Origin of the sequence: Stenotrophomonas sp. (assembly GCF_050737075.1) — a bacterium.
Taxonomy (GTDB): Bacteria; Pseudomonadota; Gammaproteobacteria; order Xanthomonadales; family Xanthomonadaceae; genus Stenotrophomonas.
The window spans coordinates 21,834-39,395 of record NZ_JBOHXV010000021.1; the positions used below are offsets into that span (position 1 = coordinate 21,834).

16 protein-coding genes and 2 tRNA genes are annotated in these 17,562 nt (G+C 63.9%); all 18 read right to left on the minus strand.

The features are described 5' to 3' along the window. Positions 1–103 precede the first annotated feature (103 nt). Complete coding sequence (locus ACREPD_RS07520; protein ID WP_431598740.1) at positions 104–1,069, minus strand: RHS repeat-associated core domain-containing protein; 966 nt, start codon at positions 1,067–1,069, stop codon at positions 104–106. Next, on the minus strand, positions 1,066–1,908 hold the full coding sequence (locus tag ACREPD_RS07525; RefSeq protein WP_431598741.1) for an RHS repeat-associated core domain-containing protein: 843 nt from the start codon (positions 1,906–1,908) through the stop codon (positions 1,066–1,068). Before ACREPD_RS07525 ends, ACREPD_RS07520 begins: the two co-directional genes overlap by 4 nt. A 167-nt stretch (positions 1,909–2,075) precedes the next feature. Further along, positions 2,076–2,152, minus strand: a tRNA-Met gene (locus ACREPD_RS07530). 148 nt (positions 2,153–2,300) lie between these two features. Then, positions 2,301–3,761: an NADH-quinone oxidoreductase subunit NuoN gene (gene nuoN / locus ACREPD_RS07535; protein WP_421570577.1), complete on the minus strand. Its 1,461-nt coding sequence runs from the start codon at positions 3,759–3,761 to the stop codon at positions 2,301–2,303. Positions 3,762–3,797: 36 nt separating this feature from the next. Beyond that, on the minus strand, positions 3,798–5,306 hold the full coding sequence (locus ACREPD_RS07540; protein WP_421570576.1) for an NADH-quinone oxidoreductase subunit M: 1,509 nt from the start codon (positions 5,304–5,306) through the stop codon (positions 3,798–3,800). Between the two features lie 23 nt (positions 5,307–5,329). Next, the gene (gene nuoL, locus ACREPD_RS07545) at positions 5,330–7,555 is read right to left on the minus strand and encodes an NADH-quinone oxidoreductase subunit L (protein WP_431598742.1); all 2,226 of its coding nucleotides are present in this window, start codon (positions 7,553–7,555) and stop codon (positions 5,330–5,332) included. Between the two features lie 7 nt (positions 7,556–7,562). Next, positions 7,563–7,868, minus strand: a complete 306-nt coding sequence (nuoK, locus tag ACREPD_RS07550; RefSeq protein ID WP_068853402.1) for an NADH-quinone oxidoreductase subunit NuoK — start codon at positions 7,866–7,868, stop codon at positions 7,563–7,565. Next, complete coding sequence (locus tag ACREPD_RS07555; RefSeq protein WP_431598743.1) at positions 7,865–8,524, minus strand: NADH-quinone oxidoreductase subunit J; 660 nt, start codon at positions 8,522–8,524, stop codon at positions 7,865–7,867. Before ACREPD_RS07555 ends, nuoK begins: the two co-directional genes overlap by 4 nt. Before the next feature lie 6 nt (positions 8,525–8,530). After that, complete coding sequence (nuoI, locus tag ACREPD_RS07560; RefSeq protein WP_017355930.1) at positions 8,531–9,019, minus strand: NADH-quinone oxidoreductase subunit NuoI; 489 nt, start codon at positions 9,017–9,019, stop codon at positions 8,531–8,533. Positions 9,020–9,022: 3 nt separating this feature from the next. Then, on the minus strand, positions 9,023–10,114 hold the full coding sequence (nuoH, locus tag ACREPD_RS07565) for an NADH-quinone oxidoreductase subunit NuoH (protein ID WP_431598744.1): 1,092 nt from the start codon (positions 10,112–10,114) through the stop codon (positions 9,023–9,025). After that, positions 10,111–12,354, minus strand: a complete 2,244-nt coding sequence (gene nuoG, locus ACREPD_RS07570; protein ID WP_431598745.1) for an NADH-quinone oxidoreductase subunit NuoG — start codon at positions 12,352–12,354, stop codon at positions 10,111–10,113. The genes nuoH and nuoG overlap by 4 nt, the downstream gene beginning before the upstream one ends. Next, the gene (gene nuoF, locus ACREPD_RS07575) at positions 12,351–13,691 is read right to left on the minus strand and encodes an NADH-quinone oxidoreductase subunit NuoF (protein ID WP_431598746.1); all 1,341 of its coding nucleotides are present in this window, start codon (positions 13,689–13,691) and stop codon (positions 12,351–12,353) included. The genes nuoG and nuoF overlap by 4 nt, the downstream gene beginning before the upstream one ends. Positions 13,692–13,694: 3 nt before the next feature. Then, on the minus strand, positions 13,695–14,222 hold the full coding sequence (gene nuoE / locus ACREPD_RS07580) for an NADH-quinone oxidoreductase subunit NuoE (RefSeq protein ID WP_070207226.1): 528 nt from the start codon (positions 14,220–14,222) through the stop codon (positions 13,695–13,697). A 94-nt stretch (positions 14,223–14,316) separates the two neighbouring features. Continuing rightward, positions 14,317–15,546, minus strand: a complete 1,230-nt coding sequence (locus ACREPD_RS07585; RefSeq protein WP_421570655.1) for an NADH-quinone oxidoreductase subunit D — start codon at positions 15,544–15,546, stop codon at positions 14,317–14,319. A gap of 89 nt (positions 15,547–15,635) precedes the next feature. Continuing rightward, positions 15,636–16,385 carry an NADH-quinone oxidoreductase subunit C gene (locus ACREPD_RS07590; protein WP_431598747.1) on the minus strand — a complete coding sequence of 250 codons (750 nt, stop codon included), beginning with the start codon at positions 16,383–16,385 and terminating at the stop codon, positions 15,636–15,638. A gap of 32 nt (positions 16,386–16,417) precedes the next feature. Beyond that, on the minus strand, positions 16,418–16,972 hold the full coding sequence (locus ACREPD_RS07595) for a NuoB/complex I 20 kDa subunit family protein (protein ID WP_019182677.1): 555 nt from the start codon (positions 16,970–16,972) through the stop codon (positions 16,418–16,420). Then, entirely contained in the window at positions 16,963–17,319 is a 357-nt protein-coding gene (locus ACREPD_RS07600) for an NADH-quinone oxidoreductase subunit A (RefSeq protein WP_038691968.1), read from the minus strand. Before ACREPD_RS07600 ends, ACREPD_RS07595 begins: the two co-directional genes overlap by 10 nt. A gap of 113 nt (positions 17,320–17,432) precedes the next feature. Continuing rightward, positions 17,433–17,517 (minus strand) — tRNA-Leu (locus tag ACREPD_RS07605). Positions 17,518–17,562: the final 45 nt, after the last annotated feature.

Here is a 17,562-nt window from a genome sequence, read left to right on the forward strand (position 1 = left end):
GACCCTCGATGCGCTTCGCGCTCGCGTGTCCCCCGACGATGCAGATCAATACGCCCGGCCAGATCACGGTGCGGTGAAGAGTGTTTGCCTTCTCTGGCAAGACTCATTGGGTCCTGAGTCGCTGCATTGCGCGCCGCACTCGCCACCTCGCAAGCGTGTACCGATGCAGCACTCTATTCATGGCCGACGTTCCCGCCTTCAACAGCCCTGACTGCGGTTCAAAGGCTTTCATGCGACCTTCTCCGGTGTTGACCAGCCTGGACCGAAACGGGTATGCCAATACCTGCGCACCGGTCTTGTTTGAGAGAACCTGGGCCTGCGAGGCCAAACGTCCTCCGGCCGCCGACTCACATGACACCATGAGTATTCTTTTGAAGGGATAGTCAGGCCCTAAGCCAGTTTTGAGTTGCTGCGCAAGCCGCGACCCGTTCACCAGGCCCTGCGCCTGCGTGACCCCCGCCGCCCCATGCGCGACAAAAATGTCGGCAGGCGCTTCAGGGTGATAGGTCACTCCCCCGAGAATGACCGGGTTCCTGCGCATCTCTGGCGTGATTACTTTGTTCAACTCCCGCACGGCTCTGCGCGAGGCCGACGCTTGGACGGAAGACATACGGGCGTATCCAAGGCCTGCTGCAGCACCTGCGGCGAGCGCAACGCCCCCAAGAATCCCCGCCAGTTTCGAGTTTCCTGCGGCGGCCGATGCCACGGCCCCCACGGTACCGACGACGCTTCCGATGGCCGCTGCGCCGAACAGGTATTGAAGGAAATGACCCGTTGGATCGTCGCAGTTGATCGGATCGCCACTGCAGTAGGCGTAGGTGTTGATGCCGCCCTTTCCGAATGGGCTCAAGCTGTCCGGGCTGTGAAACCGCATCAAGACCGGGTTGTACACGCGGTAGCCGTTGCCGAGGAATTGCCAGCAGCCGCCCCGCTCATGCAGCTGACCGTTGTAACCAACGCGAGCCGCGCTGCCCGGTGGCGCATCTGCACGGCGTGCGCCGCCACCTGCGCCCTGAGCCTCCATGGGAGATGATCGCGGCAGGGCGATCTCCTCGCGCGTCCCGCTCATGCGCGAACACCGTCCCGGATTCGCGCGGCCTCAGTCGTGGAACCGCGCAGAGGCCGATCCACTGACCCAACGTTCCCCGTGCGACGGCCCTGACCGGGCGGCGGCGGGGCAAGACGCTTCTGACGAAACGATGCAGGCGTGGGTGGAACGCCCATTGATGCGACTGATGGTCCTCGCGTTGGGGGCAAAGAGAACGAGACACGCGTTGTGGTGGTGGAGACAGAGATGGACCTTGAGGGGATGGCATCAGGTATCGGCGTTGCAGGCGGCCCCGCCTCACCCACGACTGCCGGGGCGGCTGTCGACTTCTGCACGGCAGTCGCCGACGACTTTGCAGGCGCTGCGAAAGGCTTGCGCTTCATCCAGGCATAACGCGCGCCCATGAGCGCACCGGTGGCCGCTATGACGGCGCCGGCGACCGCGAACGCCCGCTGCTTTTCGTTGGGCGACGCCACCGCCAAGCCTACCGCTGCCAACGAAGCCGCAGTTGCCACGAAGATCGGCGTCACCAGCGGAGTGCGCAGCTTGAACTGCAGCAGGTTGGCCGCGAACGCAGGGAAAGACCAGTGTCCATCCGGGTCCGCACGGTTGACCGGGTCGCACATGCAGTACGCATAGGCGTTGATCCCACCCCTGCCGAACGGACTCACGCTGTCCGGGCTGTGGAACCGCATCAGCGCCGGGTTGTATACGCGGTAGCCGTTGCCAAGGAATTGCCCCCCCCCCTCGGGGTCGTGCAGTTGGCCGTTGTAGCCAAGCCGACCGGGAGTGCGCCAGTGGGGAGGCGCGCCATTGTGGCTGCTTCCAGCCGGCGCAGGCCGGGGAAATGATGGCGACACGGCACAGCCTCGCTGTCCAATACTGCGTGTGTCCCCCGACGACCCAATTCAATACGCCCGGCCCGATCAAGGGGTCGTGAAACGAAAAAGGGGCGTGAAACGAAAAAAGCGACCCCGTTGCCGGGATCGCTTGATTCGTCCATCACCCGGCTTGCACCGGGTCGATATGGTAGCGGGGGCAGGATTTGAACCTGCGACCTTCGGGTTATGAGCCCGACGAGCTGCCAGACTGCTCCACCCCGCAACGGAAGTGTTTGAGTTGGATTAGACCCGGTCGATCACTAACAGTGATCAGTACCAGTTCCGGTGCAGCAACGATGTTCTGGCGAAACCGCTGCATCAACAACTCAGGAGACGAATATTACACTACTTGCGCAGTTTTGTATCGTTTTTTATGCAAGATGCGCAAAAGCCTGCTGGCACCAGACCATGATCGGGTTCCACGCAAGACCCAAGGCCAGCAGCGCCAGCGCGTTCACGCCCAGCACCACGCCCACCACACGGTCGTTGTTGGCCGGCAGCGGCTCGCCCACCGGCTCATCGAAGTACATGACCTTGATGACGCGCAGGTAGTAGAAGCAACCGATCACGGCGCAGATCACGCCCAGCAGGGCCAGCCACAGCATGCCGCCTTCGACGGCCGCGCCCAGCACCGCCAGCTTGGTCCAGAAGCCCAGGAACGGCGGGATGCCGGCCATGGACGCCATGATGCACAGGACCAGGCCTGCCATCCACGGATTGCGTGCGTTGAGGCCCTTGAAGTCTTCGATCTTCTCGGCTTCGAAGCCATTGCGCGACAGCGCGATGATGGCGCCGAAGGCTGCGGTCGACATGATCGCGTAGCTCAGGGCGTAGAACAGCGCCGCCGCGTAGCCGCGCTCACCGCCACCGGCGATGCCCATCAGCAGGAAGCCGATGTGCGACACGGTGGAGTACGCCAGCATGCGCTTCAGGTTGGTCTGCGCGATCGCCATCAGGTTGCCGATCACCAGCGACAGCGCCGCCAGGCCACCAATGAGGTACTTCCATTCTGGCGACAGCGGGCCCACGCCCACTTCCAGCAGGCGGTAGGCCATGCCGAATGCGGCCAGCTTCGGGGCCGAGCTGATGAACAGCGCAACCGGAGCCGGGGCACCCTGGTACACGTCGGGCAGCCACATGTGGAACGGTGCGGCGCCCAGCTTGAAGGCCACGCCGGCAATCATGAATACCGCGCCGGTCAGCAGCAGCACCTTCTCGTCCGTATGCGGGATGGCCGCATTGATGGCGTCCAGGTGCAGCGAACCGGTGGCGCCGTAGATCAGCGACATGCCGTACAGCAGCAGGCCCGAGGCCAGCGAACCCAGCACGATGTACTTCATCGCCGCTTCGGTGGCCAGGCCGTTGTCGCGGTTGCTGGCAACCAGGGCGTAGGAGCACAGCGCCAGCAGTTCCAGGCCCAGGTACACCATGAGCAGGCTGCCGGCCGAGACCAGGATCATCATGCCGGCGGTGCCGAACAGGATCAGCACCGGGATTTCGCCCTGGAACAGATCGCGTTCGCGCAGGTAGCTCCAGCCATAGACCAGGGTCAGGCCGCTGCAGAGCACGATCACGGTCTTCATCACGTCGGCCGCGGTGTCGCGCACGAACATGCCGTGGAAGACCTCGCCCTGCCCGCCCACACCAGTGGCGAGCATGAACAGCACGACCGCCAGCGCGGCGACCGAGAACAGGTGGGTCCAGATCTTGTTCTCTTTGCTGATGAACAGATCGAGGATCAACAGGGTGAACGCGCTGCCGATCAGCACCAGCTCGGGAGCGAGCGGCGGCAGGTCAGCGGCGGTCAATGGCAACAGCGGCGAGGTGGTCATCATCAAATCCTGGAATCAATACTCTCGACGGCCCGATTACAGCAGCTTGCTGGATGCGATCTGCATCGCCAGCTTCGCGATCGAGGGCTCCATCAGGTCGGTCAGCGGCTTCGGGTACAGACCCAGAGCCAGCGTACCCACGGCGAACACACCCAACACCAGCCATTCACGGCCGTTGATGTCCTTCAGCTCGGCAACATGGGCGTTGGCCACTTCACCGAAGAACACGCGCTTGTACAGCCACAGCGTGTAGGCGGCGGTGATGACCAGCGTGCTTGCTGCCGCCAGTGCCAGCCACGGATTGCGCTGGAAGCTGGCCATGATGATCATGAACTCGCCCACGAAACCGCTGGTGCCCGGCAGGCCGGCATTGGCCATGAAGAACAGCATGGCGAAGGTGGCGAACCACGGCATCACGTTGACCACGCCGCCGTAATCGGCAATGCGGCGGCTGTGCATGCGGTCGTACAGGACGCCGACGCAGGAGAACATGGCACCGGACACGAAGCCGTGCGACACCATCTGCACCATCGCACCCTGCAGGCCCAGGCGGGCGGCGTCCGGGTTGCCGGCGTCACGCACCAGCCAGAGGGCGATGAAGGTGCCCAGGGTGACGAAGCCCATGTGCGCGATCGACGAATAGGCGATCAGCTTCTTCATGTCGTCCTGCACTAGGGCGACCAGACCAACGTAGATCACGGCGATCAGCGACAGGGTGATCACTAGCCATGCCCATTCCTGCGACGCGTCGGGGACGATCGGCAGGTTGAAGCGCAGGAAGCCGTAACCACCGATCTTCAGGGCGATGGCGGCCAGGATCACCGAACCGGCGGTGGGCGCTTCCACGTGCGCGTCCGGCAGCCAGGTGTGCACGGGGAACATCGGCACCTTGACCGCGAAGGCGATCAGGAAGGCGAAGAAGATCCAGGTCTGCTCCTGGGCCGACAGCTGCAGCTGGTACAGGTCGGCCAGCTGGAAGCTGCCACCCTTCAGGTACAGGTAGATCAGCGCCACCAGCATCAGCACCGAGCCGAGGAAGGTGTACAGGAAGAACTTCAGCGCGGCGTAGATGCGGCGCGGGCCGCCCCAGACACCGATGATGAGGAACATCGGGATCAGCATCGCTTCGAAGAACACGTAGAACAGCATCGCGTCCGTGGCGGCGAAGATGCCCACGGTGACGCCTTCCAGGATCAGGAAGGCGGCCACGTACTGGTTGACGCGCTTGTCGATCGCGCTCCAGGCGCCGATCAGCGCCAGCACCGAGACCAGCGTGGTGAGCAGGATCAGCGCGATGGCGATGCCATCCACACCCAGGTTGTAGCCGATGTCGTAGGCGGGGATCCAGGCGCGGGTTTCGACGAACTGCAGCGCGTCGTTGCTCACGTCGTAACCGCTGAGCAGGAACAGGCTGGCCGCGAAGGTCAGCACCGCCACGCCCAGCGACGCCCAGCGGGCGGTCTGCGCATCACGGATGGCAAGGATCAAGGCACCGCCGAGGATCGGCAGCCAGATGAGAACACTGAGTAGAGGCCAGTTCGACACGTCTTCTTATTCCGTACAGGTCATCAACGCAGGTAATGCATCAGGACGCCCAGGAGGGCAATCAGGCCGATGATCATCGCGAAGGCGTAGTGATAGAGGAAACCGGATTGGGTGCGACGCAGCAGGTTGGCCGCCAGATCGATCAGGCGTGCCGAACCGTTGACCACCACACCATCGACGATGTTCGTGTCGATCGCGCGCGAAACCTTGCCCAGCTTGATGCCGCCACCGGCGAAACCGCCGATCCAGAGCTTGTCGAATCCGTACTTGTTCTCCAGCACCGACACCAGCGGGGCGAAGGTCTTGCGGGCCTTCGTCGCCAGTTCCGGCTTCCACAGGTAGAACAGTGCGGCCAGCAGGAAGCCTGCCACGGTCAGGAAGAAGGCCGGAGCCATCATGCCGTGCAGGGCGAATGCCACCGGGCCATGGAACTCTTCGGCCAGGGCGCCAATGGTGTTGCGCGCCGGGTCGTAGAAATCGACCACGCCGGTGAAGAACGAATGCACCTGGCCCGGAATGCCGTGCTCGGCATGGTGGCCGGCCCAGTCGGTGCCGTACAGCATCGGACCGATGCTGAAGAAACCGATGAGAACAGACGGGATCGCCAGCAGGATCAGCGGCAGCGTCACCACCCACGGGGTTTCGTGCGGCTCATGCGGACCGTGGCCATGGCCGTGGCCGTGGTCGTGGTCGTCATGGTGCGCGTCGCCGTGGTGGGCATCGGCAGCGTGGGCATCGGCATGCGCGTCGGCGGCATGGTGATCGTCATGGTCGTGACCATGCGCGTCGTCATGATGCGCGTCGCGGAAGCGTTCCTTGCCATGGAAGGTCAGGAACAGCAGGCGGAAGCTGTAGAAGCTGGTGACGATCACGCCACCCAGCACGGCCCAGTAGCCATAGGTGGCCACCCAGCTCGAGGAGATGTGCGCGTGGTGCTCGGCCGCCTCGATGATGGTGTCCTTCGAGTAGAAGCCCGAGAAGAACGGCGTACCGACCAGGGCCAGCGTACCGATCCACATGGTGATGAAGGTGATCGGCATGTACTTGCGCAGGCCGCCCATCTTGCGCATGTCCTGCTCGTGGTGCATGGCGATGATCACCGAGCCCGCACCCAGGAACAGCAGCGCCTTGAAGAAGGCGTGGGTCATCAGGTGGAACACGGCGGCCGAGTAAGCCGACACGCCCAGCGCCACGGTCATGTAACCCAGCTGCGACAGCGTGGAGTACGCGACGACGCGCTTGATGTCGTTCTGCACGATGCCGATCAGGCCGGTGAAGAACGCGGTGGTGGCACCGATGAACAGCACGAAGTTCAGCGCGGTCTGCGACAGCTCGAACAGCGGCGACATGCGGGTGACCATGAAGATGCCCGCGGTGACCATGGTCGCAGCGTGGATCAGGGCCGAGATCGGGGTCGGGCCTTCCATCGAGTCCGGCAGCCACACGTGCAGCGGAACCTGGGCCGACTTGCCCATGGCGCCGATGAACAGGCAGATGCAGATGACGGTGGCGATCGACCAGATCACCGGCTCGGCGGTCACCTGCCAGGAGGTCAGGCCGAACAGGTTGATCGTGCCCGACCACACCTGCAGCTGCGCTTCCGGATGGGCCAGGATCGGCGCATTGGCGAACACGCTGGCGTAGTCCAGGGTGCCGAACACCCACAGCACGCCGGCGATGCCGAGGATGAAGCCGAAGTCACCCACACGGTTGACCAGGAAGGCCTTCATGTTGGCGAAGATGGCGGTCGGGCGCTTGAACCAGAAACCGATCAGCAGGTACGACACCAGGCCCACCGCTTCCCAGCCGAAGAACAGCTGCAGGAAGTTGTTGCTCATCACCAGGGTGAGCATCGAGAAGGTGAACAGCGAGATGTAGCTGAAGAACCGCTGGTAGCCCGGGTCATCCTGCATGTAGCCGATGGTGTACACGTGCACCAGGAACGACACGAAGGTGACCACGACCATCATCATGGCGGTCAGCTTGTCGATCATGAAACCGACATGCGCCGAGTACTGGCCGACTTCGAAGAAGGTGTAGATGTTCTGGTTGAACGGCTGCGCGCCGCCCCACAGCAGCTGGTAGAACACGTAGCTGGACAGCAGGCAGCTGACGCCGACACCGAGGATGGTGACGGCCTGGGCGCCTGCGCGGCCCACCTGGCGACCGAAAAGGCCGGCGATGATGCTGCCGAGCAGCGGTGCAAGCACCACTGCAATCAACAGACTCTTGGAGAGAGTAATTTCCATCTACGGATCAGCCCTTCAGCGAATCGACTTCGCCGACATTGATGGTGCGGCGGGTACGGAACAGGGTTACCAGGATCGCGAGGCCGATCGCGGCCTCGGCCGCGGCCACGGTCAGGATGAAGAAGACGAACAGCTGTCCGGCCGTATCACCCATTTCACGCGAGAACCCGACGAAATTGATGTTCACCGACAGCAGCATCAACTCGATGGACATCAACAGCACGATGATGTTCTTGCGGTTGAGGAAGATGCCGGCAAGGCTGATGCAGAACAGCAGCGCGCCAAGGGCCAGGATATGACCGAGGGTGATCATGGGTTGGCCTCCTCGTTGCTGGACGGCTTGGTGAGGGTGTGGACCACCGGCTTTTCGGCATCCATCTTGACCACGCGCAGGCGGTCATGGCCCTTGACCATGGTCTGCTCGGTCGGGTTCTGGGTCTTCAGGCCGGTGCGGCGACGCAGGGTCAGCATCACGGCGGCAACCACGGCCACGGTCAGAATGACGGCGGCGAACTCGAACGGCAGCAGGTATTCAGTGAACAGGCTGCGCGCCAGCCAGGTGATGTTGGAGCTGTCGGCGGCGAGCGCGGCGGCGTTGTCGGCCGGGAACGGGTTGACCGCCCTGCCCTTCACGCCGATCAGGATCAGCATCTGCACCAGCATGGTGACCGCCACGATCAGCCCGATCGGCAGGTAGCGCACCCAGCCTTCGCGCAGGTTCGAGGCGTCGATGTCGAGCATCATCACCACGAACAGGAACAGCACCATGACCGCACCGACGTAGACCAGCACCAGGGCCACGCCCAGGAACTCGGCCCCGACCAGGATCCAGATGCAGGCCACGGAGAAGAAGGTCAGGATCAGGCACAACACGGCATACACCGGGTTGCGCACGCTGATCACCGCCACGGCGGAAATGCCCGCCACGATGGAGAAGACCCAGAAGAAAATATTTACCCAATCCATCATGCGACCTCAGCGGAAAGCGGCATCGGCGGCACGACGCTCGGCGATTTCGGCTTCAAGCCGATCACCGATGGCCAGCAGCTGCGGCTTGGTAACGATGTTCTCGCCACGGTTCTCGAAGTGGTACTCGAGAATGTGGGTCTCGACGATCGAGTCCACCGGGCAGCTTTCCTCACAGAAGCCGCAGAAGATGCACTTGAACAGATCGATGTCGTAGCGGGTGGTACGGCGGGTGCCGTCTTCGCGCTTGGCCGAATCGATGGTGATGGCCAGCGCCGGGCACACCGCTTCGCACAGCTTGCATGCGATGCAGCGTTCTTCGCCGTTGGGGTAACGGCGCAGCGCGTGCAGGCCGCGGAAACGCGGCGACTGCGGGAACTTTTCCATCGGGTACATCAAGGTGTACTTCGGCTTGAAGGCGTACTTCAGGGTCAGCCACAGACCCCCGAGCAGCTCAAGCAGCAGCAGGCTTTTGAAGTAATGGGTAATTCGATTCATCACTTAGACGCCCTTCTGGATCACGCCGTAGAACACCATCACAGCCGTAACAGCAATCCACGCGATGGTGAGCGGGATGAAGACCTTCCAACCCAGACGCATGATCTGGTCATAACGGAAGCGCGGGAAGCTGGCACGGAACCAGATGTAGGCGCTGGCGAAGAAGAACACCTTCAGCAGCAGCCACGGGGCACCACCCTTCCAGATCCAGTCGATCCACGGCGAGATGTCTGCCGTGATCCAGCCCTGGAACGGGCTCAGCCAGCCGCCGAGGAAGAAGATCGAGATCAGGAAGCTGATCAGGATCATGTTGGCGTATTCGGCCAGGAAGAACAGCGCGAACGCACCACCGGAGTACTCGACCATGTGGCCGGCGACGATTTCCGATTCGCCTTCCACCACGTCGAACGGCGCGCGGTTGGTTTCGGCCACGCCGGACACCCAGTACACGACGAACAGCGGGAACAGCGGAATCAGGAACCAGTCGAAGAAGCCGGAGTTGCCGGCCTGCGCCATCACGATGCCGCTCAGGTTCAGGCTGCCGGCCGCGATCATCACACCGACCAGGGCGAAGCCCATGGCGATTTCGTAGCTGATCATCTGCGCCGAGGCGCGCATGGCACCCAGGAAGGCGTACTTGGAGTTGGATGCCCAACCGGCCAGGATGATGCCGTACACGCCCAGCGAGGTCATCGCCAGCAGGTACAGCAGGCCGGCATTGGCGTTGGACAGCACGATCTGCGCGTCGAAGGGCACCACCGACCAGGCCGCGAAGGCCGGTGCCAGGGTGATCAGCGGCGCCAGGATGAACATCGCCTTGTGCGAGCTCGCCGGCTGGATGATTTCCTTGAACAGCAGCTTGAAGACGTCGGCGAAGGCCTGGAAGATGCCCATGCCCACGTACATCGGCCCGTGGCGGACGTGCATCCAGCCGATCAGCTTGCGCTCCCAGACGACGTAGAACGCCACCGAGATGATCACCGGCAGGGCGATCACCAGGATCTTCAGCACGATCCACAGCAGCGCACCGATTTCACCCAGGCCCAGGAGCCACTGGTGGAGCGGGTCGACCGCGTTCAACAGCAATTCGTTCATGCAGCCACCACCGTTACGCGTGCGGCACCCAGCGGTGCGGTTGCACCGTGGCCCGATTCAATCCAGACCGCGCCCGCAGCGACGCGGGCGTCGACCACCACCGGCAAGGTGGCCTTGCCGGCATCGGTGCCGACCTTGGCCATCTGCCCTTCCACCAGCTGCAGGCGGGCGGCGTCATCGGCGTTGAGCACGATGCGCGGCGCGGCATTGAGCGGGTGCGACTGCAGCGCCTGGGCGCGGCGGACGACCGCGTCGGTGCGGTAGATCGCGGCGGTCGAGGCCACTTCCAGGCCCTCGCCCGCCACCTGCGTTGCCGCCGAGGTGGAGACGTTGACGCTGACCGGGGCCAGGCTGGCGCGCAGGCCGGCCAGGTCGGTGAATTCGAAGCCGGCCAGGGCCAGCTCGCCGCCCAGCGCACGCAGCACGCGCCAGCCTTCACGGGCCTCGCCCGGCAGCTTGCCGCCGGCGCGTGCCGACTGCTCGCGACCATCGAGGTTGGTCAGGGTGGCGTCGATTTCCGGCAGTGCGCCGATCGGCAGGATCACGTCGGCCACGTCGCGGGTCGAAGCGCAGGCGAACTGGCTGAAGGCCACCACCTGCGCACCGGCCAGTGCCTTGCGGGCAGCGGCGGCGTCGGCGAAGTCCAGGCCCGGCTCGATGCCGTACAGGGCATACGCCTTGCGCGGCTGGGCCAGCATGGCGTTGACGTCCTTGCCGGCCGGCAGCACGCCAGCGCGGGTCAGACCCACGGCATTGGCGCCCTGCGGGATGCGGCACAGCTTGGCACCGGTGGCGGCGGCGAAGTCACGCGCGGCGGCGCGGATCGCGGCAGCCTGCGGGTGGTTTTCGGCGATGCCACCGACGATCAGCACGGCGTTGCCGGTCACGGCCTGGCGCAGTTCGGCGTTGCCCAGGGCATCGACGAACTTCGACGGGGCCACGATCTGCTTGCCGGCCAGCTTGAAGGCGAAATCGAAATCCACCGGGTTGATCGCGTGGATCTTCGCGTTGCGCGTGGTCTGCGCCTTGCGCAGGCGGGCATGCAGCAGCGGCAGTTCGTGGCGGATGTTGCTGCCCAGAACCACGATGCTGTCGGCGCCTTCGATCTCGGCCAGCGACAGGCCGAAGACGTCGGCAGTGGCGGCGTCGGAGAAGTCGCGGTTGTTGATGCGGTGGTCGATGTTGGTGGTGCCCAGGCCGCTGGCGAGACGGGCCAGCAGGGCGCCCTCCTCGTTCGAGGCCGACGGGTGCACCAGCACGCCCAGGTCGTCACCGCGGTTGGCGGTGAGGATGTCCTTGGCGGCGGCCAGGCCTTCGGCCCAGCTCACTTCCTGCCATTCGCCATTGACCTTGCGCAGCGGCTTGACGGCGCGGTCGGCGCTGTACAGGCCCTGGTGCGAATAACGGTCACGGTCGGACAGCCAGCATTCGTTGACCAGTTCGTTGTCGCGCGGCACCGAACGCAGCACTTCGCCGCGGCGCACGTGCAGGAACAGGTTCGAACCCATCGCGTCGTGGTAACCCAGCGATTCGCGTGCGGTCAGTTCCCACGGACGGGCGCGGAACTGGAACACCTTGTTGGTCAGCGCACCGACCGGGCAGACGTCGACGACGTTGCCGGACAGTTCGGTGGTCAGCGGCTTGCCGTCGTAGGTGCCGATCTGCAGGTTTTCGCCGCGGTACATGCCGCCCAGTTCATAGGTACCGGCAACGTCGGCGGTGAAGCGGACGCAGCGGGTGCACTGGATGCAGCGGGTCATTTCGGTGGCGACCAGCGGACCGATGTCCTCGTCGGGCACCACGCGCTTGCGCTCGTTGAAGCGGCTCACCGAACGGCCGTAGCCGAGCGAGACGTCCTGCAGCTCGCACTCGCCGCCCTGATCGCAGATCGGGCAGTCCAGCGGGTGGTTGATGAGCAGGAACTCCATCACCGAACGCTGGAACTTGAGGGCCTTCTCGCTGCGGGTGGCGACCTTCATGCCATCCATCACCGGGGTGGCGCAGGCCGGCGCCGGCTTCGGCGACTTCTCGACGTCCACCAGGCACATGCGGCAGTTGGCCGCGATCGGCAGCTTCTCGTGGTAGCAGAAGCGCGGGATCGGAATGCCGGCCTTGTCGGCGGCCTGGATGATCATCGAGCCCTTGGGCACGACCAGGGACTGGCCGTCGATCTCGACGGTCACATGCCCTTCCGGCACGATCGCCGGGGTGCCACCAGGATTGTTGGGTTGCGCGCTCATGCGGCGGCTGCCTCCACCTTCTTGCCGTCGACCATCGAATGACCGTTGACGATGTAGTACTCGAATTCGTCCCAGAACTGGCGCAGGAAGCCCTGGATGGGCCATGCCGCCGCTTCACCGAACGCGCAGATGGTGTGGCCTTCAATCTGGCCGGCCACTGCCTTCAACTGGTGCAGATCTTCCATGGTCGCCTTGCCGGCGACGATGCGCTCCAGCACGCGGTGCATCCAGCCGGTGCCTTCGCGGCACGGGGTGCACTGGCCACAGGATTCCTTGTGGAAGAACTGGCTGATGCGGCAGGCGAACTTGACGCAGCAGACGCTGTCGTCCAGCACCACGATGGCGCCCGACCCCAGACCGGTGCCGAGGGCACGCAGGGTGTCGTAGTCCATCTGCAGGCCCTTGAGCTCTTCGGCCTTCAGCACCGGCATCGACACGCCGCCCGGCACTGCGCCCTTGAGGGTGCGGCCCGGCTTGAGGCCACCGGCCATTTCCAGCAGCTCGTCGAAGGTGGTGCCCAGCGGCACTTCGAAGTTGCCGCCCTGCTGCACGCAGCCGGAGACCGAGAAGATCTTCGGGCCGCCGTTCTTGGTCAGGCTCAGGCCCTGGAACCACTCCGGACCGTTGCGGATGATCGCCGGCACCGAGGCATAGGTCTCGGTGTTGTTGATCGTCGACGGCTTGCCGTACAGGCCGAAGTTGGCCGGGAACGGCGGCTTGTAGCGCGGCTGCCCCTTCTTGCCTTCCAGCGATTCCATCAGCGCGGTTTCTTCGCCGCAGATGTAGGCGCCGGCGCCGAGGGCACCGTAGATGTCGATGTCGACACCGCTGCCCAGGATGTTCTTGCCCAGCCAGCCGTTCGCGTACGCGTCGGCCAGCGCCTGCTCGAAGTTCTCGAACGGCTCGTGGTGGAACTCACCCCGCAGGTAGTTGTAGCCCACGGTGCTGCCGGTGGCGTAGCAGGCGATCGCCATGCCTTCCACGACCGAATGCGGGTTGTAACGCAGGATGTCGCGGTCCTTGCAGGTGCCCGGCTCGGATTCGTCCGAGTTGCAGAGGATGTACTTCTGCATGGTGCCCTTGGGCATGAAGGACCACTTCAGGCCGGTCGGGAAGCCGGCGCCACCACGGCCGCGCAGGTTCGACTGCTTGACCATCTCGATGACCTGCTCCGGCGAGATCTTCTCTTCGATGATCTTGCGCAGGGCGGCGTAGCCACCGGTCTTGAGGTAGCTTTCGTACGACCACGGGGTGTCGTAGTGCAAGGTGGTGTAGACCACCTGGTGCGGCAGCGGTGCGGGACCGACCGGACCCTGGGGTGCGTGATGATGTGCCATGTCTTACTCCAACCCGTCCAGCAGCTCGTCGACTTTCTCGACGGTCAGGCGCTCGTGGTAATGGCCATTGATGACCATCATCGGCGCACCGGCGCAACCGGCCAGGCATTCTTCTTCACGCTTGAGGTAGATGCGGCCATCGGCGGTGGACTGGCCGGTCTTGCAGCCGAGCTTCTTCTCGGCATGCGCAACCAGGTCCTCGGCGCCGTTCAACCAGCAGCTGATGTTGGTGCAGAAGGCAACGTTGTGGCGGCCGACCTTCTCCAGCTCGAACATCGAGTAGAAGCTGGCCACTTCGTAGGCCCACACCGGCGGCAGGTCCAGGTACTTGGCCACGCCGGCGATCAGCTCGTCGGTCAGCCAGCCTGCGTTCTGTTCCTGCGCGGCGTGCAGACCCTGCAGCACGGCCGAGCGCTTGCGGTCCGGCGGGAACTTGGACAGCCAGTGATCGATGTGCGCGCGCGTCTTGTCGCTCAACACCACCATCGGGTCGACGTCACGCGCCGCTTCGAAATTACCCGTCGCCTTCATCGGCCGACCTCAGCAGATACCAAATCGTTAAGAACCAGAACCTGCAGCGCCGGCAGCAGCCGGCGGGTGTCAGGCGTCGTGCATGCGGTTGCCATTACCGGTCCACCTCGCCGAACACCAGGTCGTAGGTGCCGATCATGGCCACCACGTCGGCCAGCATGTGGCCGCGCACGATGGAGTCGATCGAGGACAGATGGGCGAAGCCCGGCGCGCGCAGGTGCACGCGGAACGGCTTGTTGGCGCCATCGGACATCAGGTAGCAGCCGAATTCGCCCTTGGGCGCTTCGACGGCGGCATAGGTTTCGCCGGCCGGAACGCAGTAGCCTTCACTGAACAGCTTGAAGTGATGGATCAGCGCTTCCATGTCGTCCTTCATGTCCTCGCGGCTGGGCGGCGCGACCTTGAAGTTCTTGACCATGACCGGGCCGGGGTTGGCACGCAGCCACTGCACGCACTGCTTGATGATGCGGTTGGATTCGCGCATCTCGGCCACGCGGACCAGGTAACGGTCGTAGCAGTCGCCTTCCTTGCCCAGCGGGATGTCGAAATCGACGGCATCGTACTTGGCGTACGGCTGCTTCTTGCGCAGGTCCCAGGCAACGCCCGAGCCGCGCAGCATCACGCCGGTCATGCCCCAGGCATGGGCCAGTTCCGGGGTGACCACGCCGATGCCGACCGTACGCTGCTTCCAGATACGGTTGTCGGTGAGCAGGGTTTCGTATTCGTCGACGCGACCCGGGAACTCGACGGTGAAGTTCTCCAGGAAGTCCAGCAGCGAACCTTCGCGCGAGGCGTTGAGGTTCTTCAGGGCCTTGCCCTTGTGCCAGCGCGATTCCTTGTACTTCGGCATCTGGTCCGGCAGGTCGCGGTAGACGCCGCCCGGGCGGTAGTACGCCGCGTGCATGCGTGCGCCGCTGACCGCTTCGTAGCAGTCCATCAGCTCTTCGCGCTCGCGGAAGGCGTACAGCATCACCGCCATCGCGCCCAGGTCGAGCGCGTTGGACCCCAGCCACATCAGGTGGTTCAGGATGCGGGTGATTTCGTCGAACATGGTGCGGATGTACTGGGCACGCTCGGGCGCTTCGATCCCCATCAGGGTTTCGATGGCGCGCACGTAGGCGTGCTCGTTGCACATCATTGACACGTAATCCAGGCGGTCCATGTAACCGATGGACTGGTTGAACGGCTTGGATTCGGCCAGCTTTTCGGTACCACGGTGCAGCAGGCCGACGTGCGGGTCGGCACGCATGATGGTTTCGCCGTCCATTTCCAGGATCAGGCGCAGCACACCGTGCGCGGCCGGATGCTGGGGACCGAAGTTCATCGTGTAATTGCGGATTTCCTGCCGGGCTTCGGCGGGATTGCTGGCGAAGGCCTGGTGGGCCTGCGGCTCGAGCTTGCTCAGATCAGCACTCACTTTACTGCCTCCGTCTGCGCGCTTTCGCCGGCAGCGGTCTGGAAACGGGCGTCGTCACGGATCACGCGCGGCACGCCGACACGCGGCTCCACCGAGGTGACCGGCTCGTAGATCACGCGCTTCTTTTCTTCGTCGTAGCGCACTTCGACGTTGCCGATCAGCGGGAAGTCCTTGCGGAACGGATGCCCCACGAAGCCGTAATCGGTCAGGATGCGGCGCAGGTCCGGGTGACCTTCGAAGATCACGCCGAACAGGTCGAACGCTTCGCGCTCGAACCAGTTCAGGCCCGGCCACACCTCGGTCAGCGAGGCCACCACCGGCAGTTCCTCGTTCGGCGCAAAGCAGCGGATGCGCATGGTGAGGTTGTGCTGGTAGGAACGCAGCTGGGCGACCACGGCGAAACGCTGCAGCGGAATGGGCTGCGCCTGGGTGCCGTCGCTGGTCTCGCGGGTGGGGAATTCACCCCACGCGAAACGGCCGACCGACTTGCCCTCGACGCCACGGCTGAAGCCGTGCGAGGAGACATCGGAGGTGTCCCACTCGTCACTGCCATAGCCGAGGTAGTCCAGGCCGCACAGGTCGACGGACTGCTCGAAACCGAATTCGTCGCGCAGCGCCAAACCCGTGGCATGCCAGTCAGCGGCGGGCACTTCCAGCGTCACTTCGCCGCGGGGTTCGACCACGAAGACCTGCGCACCGGCAAAGCGTGCGGAAAGTCGGTCGATGAAGGATGCTTGCTCTGCCATGGGGGCTTGGCGTGCTCTTGTCAGGAGGAATGTCAGCGGGCGATGGTCTGCGTACGCCAGATCTTCTTCTGCAACTGCAGGATCCCGTACACCAGCGCTTCGGCGGTAGGCGGACAACCGGGGACATAGATGTCCACCGGTACCACGCGGTCGCAACCACGCACTACTGCATACGAGTAGTGGTAGTAGCCGCCACCGTTGGCGCAGCTGCCCATGGAGATGACCCACTTCGGGTCCGGCATCTGGTCGTAGACCTTGCGCAGGGCCGGAGCCATCTTGTTGACCAGGGTGCCGGCCACGATCATCACGTCGGACTGACGCGGCGACGGGCGGAACACCACACCGTAGCGGTCAAGGTCCAGGCGCGCGGCGCCGGCATGCATCATTTCAACCGCGCAGCAGGCCAGACCGAAGGTCATGGGCCACATCGAGCCGGTACGTGCCCAGTTCAACAGCGCATCAACGCTGGTGGTCACATAGCCCTTCTCGAGCAGCGGGTTGTCGCCTTCGGGGCGCAGGATGTCATCGACCCGCCCTTCCGGGACCGGGTTGTTCATCAGGCCGTCGAGCGTCTGAATTACTCCCATTCCAGCGCTCCCTTCTTCCAGACGTAAATGAAACCGAGGAAAAGCATGCCCACGAACAGGCCCATCGTGACCAGCGAACGTGCGCCCAGCTCCATGAAGACCTGGGTCCACGGCACGATGAAGATGATTTCCAAGTCAAATACGATGAACTGGATCGCGATCAGGTAGTAGCGCACATCGAACTTCATGCGCGCGTCCTCGAAAGCCTCGAAGCCGCACTCGTACGGCGAGAGCTTTTTAAGATCTGGACGACGGGGACCGAGGAATCGGCCGACCAGCATCAGCGAAACGCCGATACCGGTGGCAACGATCAGAAACAGCAGAGACGGCAAATATTCGGCCAGCACAGCGATTCTCTCTTGCCTCTGCCGCTACGCCTGCAGGCGTGTTGGCATGGGGGAGTGGACGGGTACCGCTACCTGGCGCTTTGCGCGCCAGACGGATCCGCTTACAAACAAAATGGTGCCCAAGAGGGGACTCGAACCCCTACGACCTAAGTCGCTACCACCTCAAGGTAGTGCGTCTACCAATTCCGCCACCTGGGCTTACGTGTCACACCGGGAGCATTTCCTATTGGACTCCCCCGATGC

Excerpts from the sequence above, each read along its gene's own strand:
- nuoL (WP_431598742.1), bottom strand. The coding sequence starts at position 7,555 with ATGGAAATTACTCTCTCCAAGAGTCTGTTGATTGCAGTGGTGCTTGCA.
- nuoG (WP_431598745.1), bottom strand. The coding sequence starts at position 12,354 with ATGAGCGCGCAACCCAACAATCCTGGTGGCACCCCGGCGATCGTGCCG.
- nuoI (WP_017355930.1), bottom strand. The coding sequence starts at position 9,019 with ATGAATCGAATTACCCATTACTTCAAAAGCCTGCTGCTGCTTGAGCTG.
- nuoE (WP_070207226.1), bottom strand. The coding sequence starts at position 14,222 with ATGAAGGCGACGGGTAATTTCGAAGCGGCGCGTGACGTCGACCCGATG.
- ACREPD_RS07585 (WP_421570655.1), bottom strand. The coding sequence starts at position 15,546 with ATGAACTTCGGTCCCCAGCATCCGGCCGCGCACGGTGTGCTGCGCCTG.
- ACREPD_RS07520 (WP_431598740.1), bottom strand. The coding sequence starts at position 1,069 with ATGAGCGGGACGCGCGAGGAGATCGCCCTGCCGCGATCATCTCCCATG.
- ACREPD_RS07595 (WP_019182677.1), bottom strand. The coding sequence starts at position 16,972 with ATGGGAGTAATTCAGACGCTCGACGGCCTGATGAACAACCCGGTCCCG.
- nuoF (WP_431598746.1), bottom strand. The coding sequence starts at position 13,691 with ATGGCACATCATCACGCACCCCAGGGTCCGGTCGGTCCCGCACCGCTG.
- nuoK (WP_068853402.1), bottom strand. The coding sequence starts at position 7,868 with ATGATCACCCTCGGTCATATCCTGGCCCTTGGCGCGCTGCTGTTCTGC.
- ACREPD_RS07590 (WP_431598747.1), bottom strand. The coding sequence starts at position 16,385 with ATGGCAGAGCAAGCATCCTTCATCGACCGACTTTCCGCACGCTTTGCC.
- nuoH (WP_431598744.1), bottom strand. The coding sequence starts at position 10,114 with ATGAACGAATTGCTGTTGAACGCGGTCGACCCGCTCCACCAGTGGCTC.
- nuoN (WP_421570577.1), bottom strand. The coding sequence starts at position 3,761 with ATGACCACCTCGCCGCTGTTGCCATTGACCGCCGCTGACCTGCCGCCG.
- ACREPD_RS07555 (WP_431598743.1), bottom strand. The coding sequence starts at position 8,524 with ATGATGGATTGGGTAAATATTTTCTTCTGGGTCTTCTCCATCGTGGCG.